This window comes from Anaerotignum lactatifermentans (assembly GCF_014982935.1).
GTDB classification, from domain to species: domain Bacteria; phylum Bacillota; class Clostridia; order Lachnospirales; family Anaerotignaceae; genus Anaerotignum; species Anaerotignum lactatifermentans.
The window spans coordinates 1-15,335 of record NZ_JADCKK010000061.1 but is presented as its reverse complement, the minus strand read 5'-3'; the positions used below and the strand labels follow the sequence as shown (position 1 = coordinate 15,335).

Sequence of the window (15,335 nt, the reverse complement as noted above, 5' to 3'; positions counted from 1 at the left end):
AATAACCATCGAATCAAAGCAAAGTTAAAGGGCTTGCCACCTGCAATTTACAGACAACAAGCCCTTCTGGCTTCTTAAACAATTTTAATTTGAAAATATTGTCTAACTTTTTGGGTTCAGTTCATTTATTTAGATAGGATGATTTTTATTTTTCCGCAGCGATGGTAACGGTAGTATCATCTTCGGTTACATCATAGCCTACCAGCCATTCAAAGGCTTCCGCAGGCACATACATAGCGCCATCATCGGCGATATAAGGCGCAACGCCCAATGTGCCGGGAGAAGTCATGCCAACGGCACCGGGAATGGTTGATGTGGAAACATACAGGTCTTTGCCTTCTGCCAGATCCATGGCGCGTGTGTCGCTTTCCAGTGTGGCTGTGCGGCTGTCACGATCCCATGTAAGGGTTAAGCCCAAAGCGTCAGCTGTTTCCCGCAGAGGTACGCAGGTTACATCGTCCTTTGTAGTCATTTCGGACTTGCTGTAGGAAATTTTCACAGGAGATGCAGCTGTTTCTGTATCTTCCGCAGCAGGAACTACCACAACGCGATTTACACCAGCCTGAGCGGGGTAACTTTCTGCTACAACATCATACCATGTGAAAATCCGGTCGCCTTCCTTCAGATCAGCCAGATCAAAGGCGCTGTTATCTGCATAGGATGTTGCTGTAGCATCTTTTGCGACAGTGATATACAGTCCGCCCTGGTCGGTGGTAATGCGGATGCCGTTCTGTGTGTTTTCCACTGCCTCTACGGTGTGGAAACGGGCACAAGCTACGTCCATAGGCGTATTGCCCACAATGGCTTCCACAGAGGTCTGTGGAGGAATACTCATGGTCATGGCAGGACTATGATAGAAGTATACGCCGTCGCCAACTTTCAGGTCATTGATGTCCATCTGTGTGCCTCTGCCACTGTCCAGACACAGGGTATCTTCAGATACGATATAAATGACTGTCTGATCCTGCACATCTTCAGCAGTGATGGATTTGATGACGCCGTTTTCTTTGCGGATGTCAGTGATTCTGCCGTAAGCCAGATACCGTTCCGGCAGAGCGGGAATGGGTGCCTCTGCGGAAGGGTTTTCAGCAACAGGTGCCTGTGCTTCTTGGGCAAAAGCTGTTGTGGTGCCGCAAAGCAGAACTGCGGTTAATGACAAAGCTGTAATGACATTTCGTTTCATAATAAGCAACCTCCTTTTGTTGTCGCAATTTTTTTGATTTATGTTTGTTTCCGATGTTTTCTGTTTTGTTTGACGGAAGGAAAAAAGAAAGGTTTCATAAAAAAGGTATTTTTTCAAAAAAATAAAAAAACCTGCTGGCATTGCCAACAGGTCAAAAAAGCGGATGACGGGAATCGAACCCGCCTCTAAAGCTTGGGAAGCTTTCATTCTACCAATGAACTACATCCGCAAAGTTCATGGTTAATTATACACGGATTTTTTGGGGATGTAAAGCCCTATTTTTCTGACAAAAAATTGCGTTTTTTCCTTTGATTTTTCAGACTGCGAATGTGTTCCATGGGCATACTAAAAACACAAATTTCAGAAAAAACGAGGTCAGAACCATGGAAAAATTGATTGTACGGCAAAGCGAAGCCCTTCACGGTACGGTGCGGATCAGTGGAGCGAAAAATGCCGTTTTACCCATACTGGCAGCTTGTCTGCTGACAGAAGAACCCTGCACCATTACAAACGTTCCAGCATTGACAGATGTCATGGAAATGGCGGAATTATTGGAGGAATTTGGCGCAGAAACATCTTATGATGGGCTTACGGAAACCATGCGCATTTGTAGCGAAACATTATCCAATCAGCAGGCGGCGGAGAAAAATGCCTGTGCCATGCGGGCGTCTTTTCTGGCAGCAGGACCTTTGCTGGCAAGATGTCATCAGGCAGCACTGCCTTTGCCCGGCGGCTGTCCCATTGGCAGCAGACCGGTGGATTTGCATTTGAAAGGATTTTCCATCATGGGGGCAGTCCATAAACTGGAACATGGAGTGGTGGAGCTTTCGGCAAAAAACGGCTTGCGTGGCAAACGGGTTTATCTGGATTTTCCCAGCGTAGGAGCAACGGAAAATATTATGATGGCAGCAACCCTTGCAAAAGGCGCCACCACCATAGAGAATGCGGCAGCAGAGCCAGAAATATGTGATTTGGCGGTTTTTTTGCGAAAAATGGGGGCGGAAATCACTGGGGACGGCACAGACACCATTGTCATTCAGGGGCAGAAACGGCTGCATGGCGCCACACACAATGTCATTTCCGATCGCATAGAGGCAGGAACGTTTATGACGGCAGCTGCCATCACTGGCGGCGATATTTTGTTAGAACAGGTGCGGCAGGAACATTTGACTCCTGTCATTGCCAAATTGACAGAGTGTAATGCCAAGACGGAAGTGACATCATCGGGACTGCGGGTGTACCGGAAGGGCAGACTTCGTCCCATACAGCTGAAAACCATGCCTTATCCCGGCTTCCCCACAGATATGCAGGCGTTGTTTATGAGTTTGGCAGCCGTTACAAAGGGCACCAGTGTTATCACGGAGACCGTATTCGAAAATCGGTTCATGCATGCGGCAGAATTGCAGCGTATGGGGGCAGATATCAAGATAGACAGCCGTTCCGCCATTATCGAAGGTGTGGACAGCCTGACGGGCACCAGCGTCCGTGCCACAGACCTGCGGGCAGGAGCAGCCCTGATTTTGTCGGCACTGGCAGCCAGAGGAGAAACGGAAATCAGTGATATTTACCACATTGAACGGGGCTATGACCGCATTGAGGAAAAGCTGCGGGCTTTGGGGGCAGATATCCAGCGGTCAAAAGATTCATAAGTTCATAAAATGTTTACAATTTATTCACATACAGTGGATGAAAGGGTGCTATACTGTTAGGGAAAGATACAGTTAGTACCCTAACATTTTTTGGAGGTGACAGGATGCAGCCGAAAATTTCCTTTTGTCTGGAATGGAAAATGGTGTCCAATCTCATGCGGCACAGTGCCAACGCCTGCACGACCTGCGTAGAGGCTACAAATCTGACAGGGATGCAGCTATTCATACTGGAGTATCTCTATCAGCATCAGGAGCAGGATGTGTTCCAGCGAGATCTGGAGGCGGAATTTCATGTGCGCCGTTCCACGGTGACGGGGATTCTCAAAGGCATGGAGAAAAAAGGTCTGATCCAGCGGTTGTCTGTGGAAGAAGATGCCAGACTGAAACGGATTATTTTGACGCCTCAGGCAAAAAGCCTGCATCGAGAGGTAGAAATGGCTGTGGTGCGGATGGAAAAAATCGCTCTGCGGGGACTATCGAAAGCAGAAATAGAAGTTTTTTTGGAAATATTGGAAAAGATGAAAGCAAATCTACAGGAAGATATGCTTACATACGACGAGCAGAAAGGCGAGTGAATGTATATGGAAAACCAGAAAAAGCCGTTGATTTATTACTGGCTCATTGCCCTGGCGGTAATGTTTGTGATCAACTGGCTGGTACTGCCCATGTTTGCCAATAACACGGTGCAGGAAGTAAGTTACAATGTGTTCTTGGACGAATTGGAAGCAAAGAATATCGATCAGGTACAGGTCAATGAGGATGTGATCTATTATTCCCTGAAAGAAGATACCAACGAGGAACCCCAGACCCAGATTTTTCCTGGTCAGCAGCAGCATGAAATGCTCTACTGCACCGTGCGGATGCAGGATAATATGCTAGTAGACCGTTTGTATGCGGCTGGGGCAAACTTCTCCGCCATTGAGCCCAAGGAAGTTTCGCCATGGATGAGTTCCCTCATCATGTTCCTGCTGTTCTTCCTGTTCTGGCGGCTGGTGTTCGGCAGAATGATGAAAAAAGGCGGTTTTGGTGCCAATGCTATGGCTTTTGGCAAGTCCAACGCCAAGGTTTATGTAAAAGCCCAGACCGGCAAGACATTCAAAGACGTTGCAGGACAGGACGAAGCCAAAGAAGCACTGAAAGAAATCGTAGACTTTTTGCATAACCCTGCAAAATACACCAGTGTAGGTGCGAAAATGCCAAAAGGCGCCCTGCTGGTAGGCCCTCCGGGTACCGGTAAAACATTGCTGGCCCAGGCAGTAGCCGGGGAAGCCAATGTACCTTTCTTCTCCATTTCCGGTTCTGAGTTTGTGGAAATGTTCGTAGGTATGGGTGCAGCGAAAGTCCGTGACCTGTTCAAACAGGCAGGGGAAAAAGCCCCTTGTATCGTATTCATCGACGAAATTGATACCATCGGGAAAAAACGTGACGGCAACGGCATGGGCGGCAACGACGAAAGAGAACAGACCCTGAACCAGCTGCTGACAGAAATGGATGGTTTTGACGCCACAAAAGGTGTTGTCATTCTGGCAGCTACCAACCGTCCCGAAACACTGGACAAAGCCCTCCTGCGTCCCGGTCGTTTCGACAGAAGAATCCCTGTGGAACTGCCTGACCTGCAAGGTCGAGAAGCCATTTTGAAAGTCCATGCGGCAAAAATCAAAATGGAAGACAACATCGACTTTGGCGCTGTGGCAAGAGCAACCAGCGGTGCTTCCGGTGCGGAACTTGCCAATATCATCAACGAAGGCGCCCTCCGTGCGGTGCGTATGGGGCGGGATAAAGTAAGTCAGACAGACCTGGAAGAAAGCGTAGAAGTGATTCTGGCAGGTTATCAGCGGAAAGGCGCGGTTATTTCCAAAGAGGAAAAAGCCATCATTGCATACCACGAAGTTGGTCATGCGCTGGTAGCGGCTCTCCAGAAAAATTCCGCACCTGTTCATAAGATTACCATCATTCCCAGAACTTCCGGTGCATTGGGTTATACCCTGCAGATTGACGAGGGCGAAAAATTCCTCATGAATAAGGAAGAAGCCTTCAATAAAATTGCAACACTCACCGGCGGTCGTGTGGCGGAAGAAATTCAGTTTAACTCCATCACCACCGGGGCGTCCAACGATATAGAGCAGGCAACCCGTATGGCAAGAGCCATGATTACTCGTTACGGCATGAGTGACGAGTTCGGCATGGTTGCTCTGGAAACCATCAACAACCAGTATCTGGGCGGCGATACCACATTGGCTTGCTCCAATGAAACAGCAACCCGTATCGACGCGGCAGTCATTGCCATGGTCAAAGAAGCCCATGACAAGGCATATCAGATTATCAGCAGCCATAAAGATAAGCTGGATGAAATTTCCGCTTATCTGCTGGAAAAAGAAACCATCACCGGTGAAGAATTCATGGAAATTCTGAAAAGAAAACCGGAAGAAACAACAGAAGCAAATCTGGAAGCATAATAAAGCAGAGAGAGGATACAAATCCTCTCTCTTTTTTTGTTTGCAGGAGAAAAGGGGCACAATTTTGGGCAGCGTACATAATATAAAATGAACACAGAAAAGGATAAGGAAAAGAGGGGAATGCGTATGTATCGAAATCCCGACGGAAACGGGTATAATCGCCGCGGCAGCGGCTGGTACGGCGGATTCGGCTGTGAACCTGTGCCCCGGAATACGGGAAACAGCGGCGGCTGTTACACAGGCGGACAGAATGGATATACCGGTCATTCCTGCGGCGGACAGAACCAAAACCGCTGCCGTCCTGACTGCAATCCATGGCATCCAGATTGTAATTCCTGTAATCCCTGCAATCCCGGCTGCTGGCCGGAATGCTGGCCCGGATGTTATGTGGTTGTCATCACCGGTGTAACGGGACCTACAGGTCCTACAGGTGCCCCGGGCGTGACAGGTGCTACCGGTATCACAGGTGCAGCAGGCATTACCGGCGCAACAGGTCCTACCGGTGCCACAGGTCCCACCGGTGCAACGGGCGCAACCGGCACAGGCGGCGGTATTACAGGACCTACCGGCGCAACGGGTGCAACAGGCGCAACAGGAGCAACAGGCGCAACAGGTGCAACCGGCATCGGCGTAACTGGTCCCACAGGACCTACCGGCATTGCGGGCTTGAGCATTACTGGACCTACCGGTGAAACAGGACCTACAGGACCTACTGGTCAAATTGGTGCAACGGGCGCAACAGGACCTACCGGGGAAAGCGGCGCAACGGGCGCAACTGGTCCTACCGGGGAAAGTGGCGCAACAGGCGCAACAGGACCTACTGGGGAAAGCGGCGCAACAGGCGCAACTGGTCCTACCGGGGAAGGCGGCGCAACAGGAGCTACCGGTGAAACAGGTCCCACAGGACCTACGGGCGCAACAGGCGAAACAGGTGCAACGGGACCTACCGGCGCAACAGGTGAAACAGGTGCTACCGGTCCTACCGGGTCAGCCGGGCCCTAATCCCTGATTTTTGGAAAATCGGATGATTTTCTGACACGTAAAAAAACCGGAAATCCATTGATATGGGTTTCCGGTTTTGCTTGTTTTTCATATGTTTTTGTTAGAAAGATTCCAGATAGGCAGTACCTGCTGCCACGATTTTTACATGAACCGTCAAAGTCAGAGAATGCAGGCAGCCATCTTTCCATTCAGCGTCAATCTGCATGACGCCGCCGGGCTGTTTCAATCCCAGAGAAAGGGAATCTTGTTTTTTGGTTGCCAAAGCTGCGCCAAGGGCTGTTGTGCCGCTGCCGCAGCCTCTTTCCCATACGAGAGAGGCGTTTTTGACGCATACCAGCGGTTCCAGCGTCATTTCTGTTTCGTCAAAAAGCAGAATACCAAAGGCTTCTTCAGCAATCTGATTTTCCCATGCTGCTGTCGCCTGTTCTGCCTTTTCCCGTGCCTTTTTGCCCCAAAGAGCCTTGGGAACGATGATGTGGGTGATGCCTGGCAGATAGACCGTTTCCAGTTCATAGGAAACGCCGTCCAGCACATAGGTTTCTGTGACAATCTTCGCAGGCATAGGCATGGAAAGCTGTCCCAGATAGCCGTCAGCTTCTTTTTTCATATGGCAGTCGATGAGGCTGTCTGCGCCGGATACTTCTAACAGGAAGTTTTTTTCTGCGCCTGTTTCGGGATGTTCCTTGGAGAACAGGTATGCCCCCAGAGAAAGGGTGGCGTTGCCGCAGAATTCCCCAGCCATCATTTGCAGACGGGCGCAGGCTGCTTTGTTTTCCGGTTCTTCGATGTATCCCGCCTGTTCCGCGTAAACACTGCCGTAGGCAATGAGTGCCTTTGCCACTGCCAGATGCTGACTTCTTGGCACAGGGCTTTCGATAAGCAGTGTCATATTTTCATTTGGGCTTACTTTCACAAATTGGAGTTCCATAGTGCCTCCTTATGCCTGGAAGCGGCTCAGGAATGCTTTGGTACGTTCCTGTTTGGGGTTGTTGATGAGTTCTTTGGGTTCCCCTTCTTCCACAATGACGCCGCCGTCCATGAAAATGATGTGGTCGGATACGTCACGGGCAAAGCTCATTTCGTGGGTAACAATGACCATGGTCATGTGTTCTGCTGCCAGTTCTTTGATAACGTGCAGGATTTCCCCTGTCAGTTCCGGGTCAAGGGCGGAAGTGGGTTCGTCGAAGAACAGGATTTTCGGTTTCATTGCCAATGCGCGGGCAATGGATACACGCTGCTGCTGACCGCCGGAAAGCTGGTAGGGGTAAGCATCTTCTTTATCTGCCAGACCCATTTTTTTCAGCAGTTCTCTTGCTTCGGCGTAAACTTCGTCTTTGGGGCGTTTGCCGATGAGGATGGGGGGTTCTGTGATGTTTTTCAGTACGGAGTAATGAGGAAACAGGTTGAAGTTTTGGAATACCAGACCAAAGTGCTGTCTTGCCTTTTGCAGTTCGGCTTTGGTGCCGTAAATGGATTTGCCTGTTTCGTCAGCTTTTGCTGTGTATTCTCCCAGATAGATCAGGTCGCCGCCGTCCATGGTTTCCAGCAGTGTTGCGCAGCGCAGCAGTGTGGATTTACCGGAGCCGGAGGGTCCGATGATGCTCACAACCTGTCCTTCTTCTACAGAAAGGGAGATATCCTTGAGGACTTCGTTGTCCCCGAATTTTTTATTGCAGTGATTGATTTCCAGTAATTTCATGGCTGCCTCCTTAACGATAATAATTCATTTTCTTTTCGGTCTTATCCATCACAAAGGCAACGATGCCGTTGAAGATGAAGTAGAACACACCAGCGATGATCAGAGGCATGATGGTGGTCTGTGCCGCAGAGATCTGCTTTGCGATGGTGAACATTTCCGGATAGGAAATAACGAAGGCAAAGGATGTATCTTTGACCAGTGTAATGGTTTCGTTTGTTACAGGGGGCATGATCCGTTTGCACATCTGAGGGAAGACAATGCGCAGGAAGGTCTGGACTTTGTTGTAGCCCAGCACAGTAGCTGCTTCATACTGTCCCACAGGAATGGATTCGATGCCGGCGCGGTAGATTTCCGCAAAGTAAGCGGCATAGTTGATGGAGAACGCAATGATAACTGCAGTGAAACGATATTCATTGGTGATGGGAATACCGAACAGGTAGTAAGGACCGTAGTAAACGGCAAACAGCTGCAGCATCAGAGGTGTACCACGCAGAATAGCGATGAATACTTTGATGATCCACTGGATGGGTTTGAAGAAGAACAGACCGCCTGCAAACCGTGTGCCCATAGGCAGGTTTTCCGCCTTGCCTTCTGCGGACTGTGCCAGTTTCAGCTTTTCAACCAGTGTTTGGGGCGCAAGGAATTTCAGCGGCGCCCATTTAGACATGCGCCCAAAGGTTACCAACAGCCCCAGAGGCATGGAAAATAACAGTGTCAGGAAAAAGATTTTGCAGGAATCCAGAAGTCCCACAGCCAATTGTTGTGTGATGTTCATAAGGGTTTGTGCATCCATAAAATTGTTTCGTCCTTTCTTTGTTTTGGCGCTTTGCGCTCACATAAGAAAACGGGAAGCCCATTTCTTTATGTCAGCCTCCCTGTGCGGACAAAGGCTTTCAAAGGAAAGACAGTGTCATAAACAGGGAAGAAGCGTGCGGAACATTGTCCGCACGCCCTTGTATTGTATCATATTTGATTATTCTTTGCCAAGGCAAACCATCTGATCCAGGTTGTAATCTGCGTAATTTGCTGCAATTGCATCAAATGTGCCGTCTTCTACCATTTCATCCAGTGTAGCCTGAACCTGATCTCTCAGGGCTTCATTGCCCAGTTTGAAGGCGATGGCATACTGTTCTGTGGACAGGGGTTCTTCCAGCTGACGGAATTTATCGCTGTGGTTGGTCAGCTGATACTGTGCAACACCGATATCAACGGCGATGGCATCAACAGCACCTGTTTCCAGGCTCATGAATGCGCTGTTGTAATCGGGTGTCTGTTCCAGAGAAGCGAAAGTAGCTGCCAGAGCCAGGTTTTCATCGTTGTCTTCTGTGTTGGTCAGAGCTGTCAGTGCAGAGGAACCAGCCTGTGTGATGACGATTTTGCCAGCCAGATCTTCTTTTGTCTGGATGTCAGAATCCTGACGAACAACGAATACGATGCTGTTGTCTACATAAGGTTCGGAGAAAGTATATTCGCTTTCTCTGCCTGTCATGGTGAAGCCGTTCCACAGACAGTCAACAGTGCCGCTGTTCAGTTCCATATCTTTGGAGCTCCAGTCGATGGGCTGTTTGATCAGTTCCCAGCCGTTGCGGTCACATACTTCCTGAGCCAGATCCAGGTCGAAGCCAACATATTCGCCAGCGTCGTTTTTGAAGCCGTAAGGGGGATATTCTGCGTCAAAGCCTACTGTAAATGTGGTGCGTTCCGCTGTATCTGCGCCGTCAGTTGCAGCGGGTTCTTCGTTGCCGCCACCGCAGCCAGCCAGTACACCAACGGACATTGCCATAGTCAAAAACAAAGCAAGATATTTTTTCATACTCCAATCTCTCCTTTTTTCTATTGATTTTTTCCCTAAAATGTTTCATCGCTGAATTCTTTATCATTTTATCACGTTATCAGACTAAAGTAAATTGGTAATACTCTTTCATTTTTTTGAAAAAAATCAAGCTTTCATTGGTAAAGCTGAATAAAAAGACATTTGTTTTTGCGGAAATGACGTTTTGCCAATGAGAGAGAAGGGGAGCGTTTCCTGTAAAATAATCCGCAGAAACAATAATAGCCGGAACCCTTTATGGTATAAGGATTCCGGCTATTTGTGTTTTTTATGAAGCCGCATCAAAAAACATTATTTTTGATGTCACAGTTTGGGAAAAGACGCATTAGTCTTCGGTTGCGTCAATGCGGATAACTTCGCCGCTGCTGTTCAATTTCAGTTCAATGACGAAGTCGGTGCCGTCGCCATCATCATATTTATCATCCAGATCATCATAGTCTTTTGCGTCGCCGTATACATCATCGTCTTTGTCAAAATCGTCAGACAGATAATATTTTTCGCCGTCTACTTTGATCCAAGAGGAAGAAATACCGTCCAGGTCGCCTTCCACTTCACGTTTGGAGGAAGCGTAGTCTGCTTCGATTTCGGTTACTTTGCTCTTGGAGCTGTTGAATTTCAGTTTGACATCAAAGTTTTCATAATCTTTGAAGTCACGGATGAGTTTGGACAGGGTGTAGTCGTCGCCTTCCAGTGTGACTTCCACATCTTTATCCAGATCATAAGTAAAGTTGCTGCCGTCTACGCGGATGGTGATTTCATCTTCACTCAGTTTGCGCAGTTCCCCTTCGTCGGCTTCTGTGTTGACTGCTACAATTTTAGAAACCTGTTTGTTTTTGAAGGAAAGCTGTGCTTCATAATCATATTTTTTGTACTGATCTTTCAGTTCGTCAAAGTCAGAAGAGCTGCCGTTGAGGGTAACGTCGATATCGTCTGTATCCTCCAGCAGGTCATAAGTATAGGTTTCGCCGTCATCGTTTCTGATTTCGATTTCGCTGCTGCTGATCTTTTTGATGATACCTTTGGATTCGCCCATGGATTCTTCGATGGCAACGATGTCGGTAACATCATCATCGCGGTTCAGTGTAAGGGAAACGCGGTAAGAGGTTTCTTCGTGGTTTTCTTTCAGGAAGTCGATGTCTTTGCTCTTGCCGTCTACTTTGACATCTACGTCAGTGTCCAGATCATAAGTATAGCTGTCGCCCTGGGCTTCGATGGTGATTTTTCTGGATGTTACGTCTGTCAATACACCGTTGACTTCGTCTTCCGCATAGTTGACAGTGATTTTTGTAACGACATTTTTGCTGTCTGTGGTCAGTGTTACATAGAAATCTGTATCATCATAGTATTTTTTCAGATCGCTGAAAGAATAATCTGTCAGTTCGTCTTTGACATCTACATCGCTGTCCACATCGTAGTCATAAGATTTGCCGTTGGATTTGATCGTCAGTTCGTCATCATCCAGATCTGTCAGCAGACCGGATTTCGGGTTGTCGTTCTGGGTAACGGCATACAATTTTGTGACTTCGTTGTCAGCATTGAGATAGATGGTAACGGTGAAGTCGTCGCCGTTATCCAGTGCGCTGAAGATGCGGGAAGGTGTTGTGGATTTGTCATCCAGATATACCTTCACATCGTCGGTCATGGTATATGTTTTTTCTTTGGAACCGTCTTTGACAGTGATCTTGTTGGAGCTCATATCCACCAGTTCAAAGGTCTGTTTGGAGCCAATGCCGTTGACAGATTTTGTAACAGTGATGGATTTGATGCTGTCACCACTATAAGTCAATGTGACGCTGTCACCGCTGCCGATTTCGGAGAAATCGATTTCCTGACCGTCGTAATAAGCCTTCGCAGTGCCTTTTTCACCAAAGAGGTTCAGACCAGTGCCTGTAGTAGTCTTTACGCTGCAGAACAGGTCGCCGTTTTCCAGTACGGAAGTGGTCACAACGGTACCGGTTACAGAGCCGCTGGAAGGTGTTTCCGGTTTTGTGGTGGTGCTGCCTCCTGTGCTGCTGCCGGTGAGCAGTTTATATGTCTTTACGGAAAGGACTGCCATTTCGGAACGGTTGATGTTTACTTTGGGATTGAAGTTGTTGTAATCATCACCTACCATGATGTTTTTGTCATAGAGCAGATCCAGATAGGGCACAGAAGCTTTGGAGATGGAGCCAGCGTCTTTGAAAGTAAGCTTCGCATCCATATCTACGGTGTAAACTTTGCCCAGAGCTTTGCCGAAAATCACGCCTACGTCTTCTCTATTGGCGTTCTGCTGTGTGGTGCCTTTCATGAATTTTGTCAGGTCGCTTGTAACCAAGATGCCTTTGTCCAGGGCGTATGCCACAGCGTTATATGCCCAAGAGGGGATTTTGTACGCATCCATAATGGGTTTCCATTTGGTGATGGTATCGTTTGTGACGTTCTGTTTGTAGTATGTTTTCATGATGGAGTACATGAGCTGTGTTGCTTCGCAGTAAGTCACGTTGTTGCGGGGTTTGCAGTATTTTTTGTCGTTTTCGGTGTAGCCGCTCATAAGCCCCAAAGAAGCTGCTTCTTCGATGAATGTAGCGGCACCGGGCCAAGGCACATTGTTAATATCTGCAAAAGTGGAACCGAAAGCAACTGCATTTGTGCTGCCCAGTACAAGGGCGGCAGTGGTTGCCAATGTAAGGAAACGTTTCATATCTAAAACCTCCCATTCCTTCTCAAAATATGAAATATCCTAAATATCTTATTTTTTCTCACAATTTGTAAACGAGTTGTATGTATACCAACGACGTTTGTAGGATACTGTCCTACTATTACTATACCATGAAAGCGCAGAAAAACCTTTTCAAATTTTTTAAGTTTTATAAAAAGTGTGTCAAGATTCTGTAAAGATTTCCAGATTTTGTCTTTTTTCCAGCTGTTTCAAGTATTTTTCTTTTTTTGCCGCAAAATCCGCAGGCTGATGCATTGGCTTTTGCAGCAGGTCAAAGAGGGTGCCTGCCAGCACCTTAGCTGTACGAATATAGCAGTTTTCTTTGTCGGCAATGGTGAAGTTGTCGTTGTGGAACTGCCCTTTTATACCGGAAAAGCCTATCTGTACCGCAGGCAGCAAAAATCCCAGATCGCCAATGTCACCGGAAGCACCGGAAACCACATTCCGCAGAATCTGATCTTCCTCACAGAAAAGCAGCATGTTTTCCAGTACCATTTCATTCATTTCCGCAGACTGACGTAAGGGCAGATAGCCCGGTGTGGTTTCTGTTTCGCAGCCTAATCCCAGAGCGGCAGCGCAGTGATGGATGCACTGCTCCACTTGTTCCTCTGCGGCAAACAAAGTGGCGTTGTCATTGGCACGGATATAAGTTTCCATGACCGTCCGGTCGGGAATGATGTTGACTGTGCCGCCGCCTTCCGTAATGACAGGATGCAGCTGTAAACCGGCAGAGGCAGGGAAGCGGTCTTTCAGAAAAGCAAGTGCGTTCTGTGCCAGTACCGCGCCGTGGAGGGCGTTTCTGCCCAGATGGGGCGCTGCGCCGGAGTGGGACGCTGTGCCAAGAAAGACGGCTTTTTTCGCCAGAAAGCCTGCCAGTGTGGAATTGATGTCAAACAGATACTCTGTTTCGCCGTTGGCGTGGGCAGAAAGCACGCAGTCCACATCGTCAAAATATCCTTCTGCAATCATGTTTTGCTTGCCGGAGCGATAACGAATTTTGCCTTCGGCAATGCATTGGTCACGGAAAGTAAAATCAATGAATTCTTCTGCCGGTGTAAAGAAAAAACTGATACGTCCACTGTTTTTCTTTGGAAGACCGCAGTCAGCCAGTGCACGAATCAGTGTCAGTGCCAAAGTAGTCTGGATGCTGTGCCCGCAGGAATGGACCGTGCCGTTTTTGCTTTTGCAGGGCAGTGCGTCCATGTCGCTGACAAAGGCAATATGGGGAGAACCGCTGCCCAATGTAACACGGATGCCTGTCATGGCAATACCGGATTCATAGGGGATGTTCCACTGATCTAACAGGGCTGTGATGGCGGCAGCTGTTTTCACTTCCTGAAAACCCAGTTCGGCGCAGTCAAAAAAGGCGTTGCCCCAAGACAGGATTTCCGCCTGCCGCTGGTCAATGGCAGCAAAAAGAGATTCTTTTTTCATGATGTTTCCTCCTTATTCCCATTCCAGTGTCATGCCCACAGCCACTTCCTGTATAGGGGAAACGGCGTGAAGTGCTGCCCGCACAGGAAAAGCCGTGCAGTGGCAGGGATACAGCGCAGAAATCTGTTCTTTTGCCAGAAAATCAACGGTTTTTTGGCTCCGCTCATTTTCTTCCATCAGATGCAGCCCACCCAGAAGCCCCAGTACTTTTGTCTTGCCTGTGACAGCTTTGGCATACTGTATGATGTTGCAGATGCCGGCGTGGGAACAGCCGGTGATGATGTAAATGCCTGCTTCTGTCACATAAGCCAGTGCTGTGTCGTCGTCGATGATGTCGGGAACAGTCTGTCCGTCAATGATGGTTTCGCCGATGGCATAAGCGGGCTCAAAGTCTACAGTGTGTGGAATTTCTCCCAGAAAAACAAGGTGGTCTGTGAGCCACAAGGGCGCTTCGGCAAATTCCAGCATGGCTTTTGCACGCAATTCTTTCATAGACAGAGGACTGCCGATGTCCATGCCGTCCCATTGCTTGGGCAGCAGGGCATGGGGATGGGCAATGAGCCGTGGCTTTTTGGAAAAAGGCAGTGCCAGCAGGTCAGGCAGACCGCCGGTGTGGTCGTTATGCCCATGAGAAAGCAGAATGGCATCTGCCGTGGTCAAATCAATGCCCATGGCTTTGGCGTTTTTCAAAAAAGCGTCAGAATAGCCCGTATCGAATAAAAAGCGTTTGCCATCTGCTTCCAGCCAGTAAGAAACGGCAGGTTCTCCCAGATGGTAAACGTCGATTTCTGTATGGTTGTCCATTAAAACAGTCAGTTTCATGGAAGTCCCTCCTTTGCGTTGGGTTGTGTATGACTCCATTATAAGGAAAAAGGAAGGAAAATACAATTGTCATAAGGGCGTATCAAATAATAGACGGGAAGGGGGAGGGGAAAGTTCCGGAAACAGAGAGAAAAAATGGGATGGAAATAATAGGAAGGAAAAATTAGGGAATGTAGCAGTTATAAACGAAAAAACACCACACACTTACGTGTATGGTGTCTTTTTATGAATTGCGGAGAGGGTCAAGCACTTTGCTTTGCAAAGCCGCCTGCGGCGTCCCCGTTTTCTTCGGGGTGCAGGGGTCAAGCACTTTGCTTTGCAAAGCCGCCTGCGGCGTCCCCGTTTTCTTCGGGGTGCAGGGGTCAAGCACTTTGCTGGGCAAAGCCGCCTGCGGCGTCCCCGTTTTCTTCGGGGTGCAGGGATTTGAGCCTGCAAAAGCCCACCTCATCAGAAAAAGCCGTCTGCGCTTATCAGCTTCCGACCTTGCACTTTGTGTAACGAGGGAGATGATGCAGACGGCTTTTTCGGTCTTTTCCAAGGGAAAAGAGATTTCCTTTCTTA

General features: G+C 48.4%; 14 protein-coding genes, 1 tRNA gene and 1 pseudogene. 6 read left to right on the top strand and 10 right to left on the bottom strand.

Annotation, left to right across the window (positions count from 1 at the left end):
* A partial coding sequence (locus INF29_RS15395) for an IS3 family transposase (RefSeq protein ID WP_408626509.1) occupies window positions 1-78 on the top strand: 78 nt, incomplete at its 5' end.
* Between the two features lie 67 nt (window positions 79-145).
* Here the strand turns inward: INF29_RS15395 and INF29_RS12070 are convergent.
* Window positions 146-1,183 (bottom strand): stalk domain-containing protein, encoded by a 1,038-nt coding sequence (locus INF29_RS12070; protein ID WP_193486833.1) that lies wholly within the window; start codon window positions 1,181-1,183, stop codon window positions 146-148.
* A gap of 158 nt (window positions 1,184-1,341) precedes the next feature.
* Window positions 1,342-1,412, bottom strand: a tRNA-Gly gene (locus INF29_RS12065).
* A gap of 154 nt (window positions 1,413-1,566) precedes the next feature.
* Between INF29_RS12065 and murA the strand changes: the two genes are divergently transcribed.
* From murA to INF29_RS12045, 4 genes and pseudogenes are all read left to right on the top strand, one after another.
* Window positions 1,567-2,832 (top strand): UDP-N-acetylglucosamine 1-carboxyvinyltransferase, encoded by a 1,266-nt coding sequence (gene murA, locus INF29_RS12060; RefSeq protein WP_193486831.1) that lies wholly within the window; start codon window positions 1,567-1,569, stop codon window positions 2,830-2,832.
* 104 nt (window positions 2,833-2,936) lie between these two features.
* Entirely contained in the window at window positions 2,937-3,407 is a 471-nt protein-coding gene (locus INF29_RS12055; RefSeq protein WP_072853046.1) for a MarR family winged helix-turn-helix transcriptional regulator, read from the top strand.
* Window positions 3,408-3,413: 6 nt separating this feature from the next.
* Window positions 3,414-5,288: an ATP-dependent zinc metalloprotease FtsH gene (ftsH, locus tag INF29_RS12050; protein WP_193486829.1), complete on the top strand. Its 1,875-nt coding sequence runs from the start codon at window positions 3,414-3,416 to the stop codon at window positions 5,286-5,288.
* Window positions 5,289-5,690: 402 nt separating this feature from the next.
* Window positions 5,691-6,284 (top strand): annotated as a pseudogene (locus tag INF29_RS12045) (collagen-like protein); the annotation flags it as partial.
* Between the two features lie 106 nt (window positions 6,285-6,390).
* Here the strand turns inward: INF29_RS12045 and INF29_RS12040 are convergent.
* From INF29_RS12040 to INF29_RS12010, 7 genes are all read right to left on the bottom strand, one after another.
* Window positions 6,391-7,218, bottom strand: a complete 828-nt coding sequence (locus INF29_RS12040) for a diaminopimelate epimerase (protein ID WP_193486827.1) — start codon at window positions 7,216-7,218, stop codon at window positions 6,391-6,393.
* 9 nt (window positions 7,219-7,227) lie between these two features.
* On the bottom strand, window positions 7,228-7,989 hold the full coding sequence (locus tag INF29_RS12035) for an amino acid ABC transporter ATP-binding protein (protein WP_072853051.1): 762 nt from the start codon (window positions 7,987-7,989) through the stop codon (window positions 7,228-7,230).
* 10 nt (window positions 7,990-7,999) lie between these two features.
* Complete coding sequence (locus INF29_RS12030) at window positions 8,000-8,782, bottom strand: amino acid ABC transporter permease (protein ID WP_243184155.1); 783 nt, start codon at window positions 8,780-8,782, stop codon at window positions 8,000-8,002.
* A gap of 180 nt (window positions 8,783-8,962) precedes the next feature.
* The gene (locus INF29_RS12025) at window positions 8,963-9,802 is read right to left on the bottom strand and encodes an amino acid ABC transporter substrate-binding protein (protein WP_193486825.1); all 840 of its coding nucleotides are present in this window, start codon (window positions 9,800-9,802) and stop codon (window positions 8,963-8,965) included.
* 343 nt (window positions 9,803-10,145) lie between these two features.
* Window positions 10,146-12,500, bottom strand: coding sequence for an S-layer homology domain-containing protein (locus INF29_RS12020; RefSeq protein WP_193486823.1), 2,355 nt, complete (start codon window positions 12,498-12,500; stop codon window positions 10,146-10,148).
* Window positions 12,501-12,680: 180 nt separating this feature from the next.
* Window positions 12,681-13,952, bottom strand: a complete 1,272-nt coding sequence (locus INF29_RS12015; protein ID WP_193486821.1) for an amidohydrolase — start codon at window positions 13,950-13,952, stop codon at window positions 12,681-12,683.
* A 12-nt stretch (window positions 13,953-13,964) separates the two neighbouring features.
* A complete protein-coding gene (locus tag INF29_RS12010; protein WP_193486819.1) occupies window positions 13,965-14,774 on the bottom strand; it encodes an MBL fold metallo-hydrolase in 810 nt (269 codons plus the stop codon).
* Window positions 14,775-14,787: 13 nt separating this feature from the next.
* Between INF29_RS12010 and INF29_RS12005 the strand changes: the two genes are divergently transcribed.
* On the top strand, window positions 14,788-15,003 hold the full coding sequence (locus tag INF29_RS12005; RefSeq protein ID WP_193486817.1) for a hypothetical protein: 216 nt from the start codon (window positions 14,788-14,790) through the stop codon (window positions 15,001-15,003).
* Here INF29_RS12005 and INF29_RS12000 read toward each other — a convergent pair.
* Window positions 14,998-15,335, bottom strand: a 338-nt coding sequence (locus tag INF29_RS12000; protein WP_193486815.1) for a hypothetical protein, incomplete at its 5' end; no start/stop codon positions are given. The genes INF29_RS12005 and INF29_RS12000 overlap by 6 nt on opposite strands.

Coding starts and splice junctions, on each gene's coding strand:
- INF29_RS12070 (WP_193486833.1), bottom strand. CDS start 1,183: ATGAAACGAAATGTCATTACAGCTTTGTCATTAACCGCAGTTCTGCTT.
- murA (WP_193486831.1), top strand. CDS start 1,567: ATGGAAAAATTGATTGTACGGCAAAGCGAAGCCCTTCACGGTACGGTG.
- INF29_RS12055 (WP_072853046.1), top strand. CDS start 2,937: ATGCAGCCGAAAATTTCCTTTTGTCTGGAATGGAAAATGGTGTCCAAT.
- ftsH (WP_193486829.1), top strand. CDS start 3,414: ATGGAAAACCAGAAAAAGCCGTTGATTTATTACTGGCTCATTGCCCTG.
- INF29_RS12040 (WP_193486827.1), bottom strand. CDS start 7,218: ATGGAACTCCAATTTGTGAAAGTAAGCCCAAATGAAAATATGACACTG.
- INF29_RS12035 (WP_072853051.1), bottom strand. CDS start 7,989: ATGAAATTACTGGAAATCAATCACTGCAATAAAAAATTCGGGGACAAC.
- INF29_RS12030 (WP_243184155.1), bottom strand. CDS start 8,782: ATGGATGCACAAACCCTTATGAACATCACACAACAATTGGCTGTGGGA.
- INF29_RS12025 (WP_193486825.1), bottom strand. CDS start 9,802: ATGAAAAAATATCTTGCTTTGTTTTTGACTATGGCAATGTCCGTTGGT.
- INF29_RS12020 (WP_193486823.1), bottom strand. CDS start 12,500: ATGAAACGTTTCCTTACATTGGCAACCACTGCCGCCCTTGTACTGGGC.
- INF29_RS12015 (WP_193486821.1), bottom strand. CDS start 13,952: ATGAAAAAAGAATCTCTTTTTGCTGCCATTGACCAGCGGCAGGCGGAA.
- INF29_RS12010 (WP_193486819.1), bottom strand. CDS start 14,774: ATGAAACTGACTGTTTTAATGGACAACCATACAGAAATCGACGTTTAC.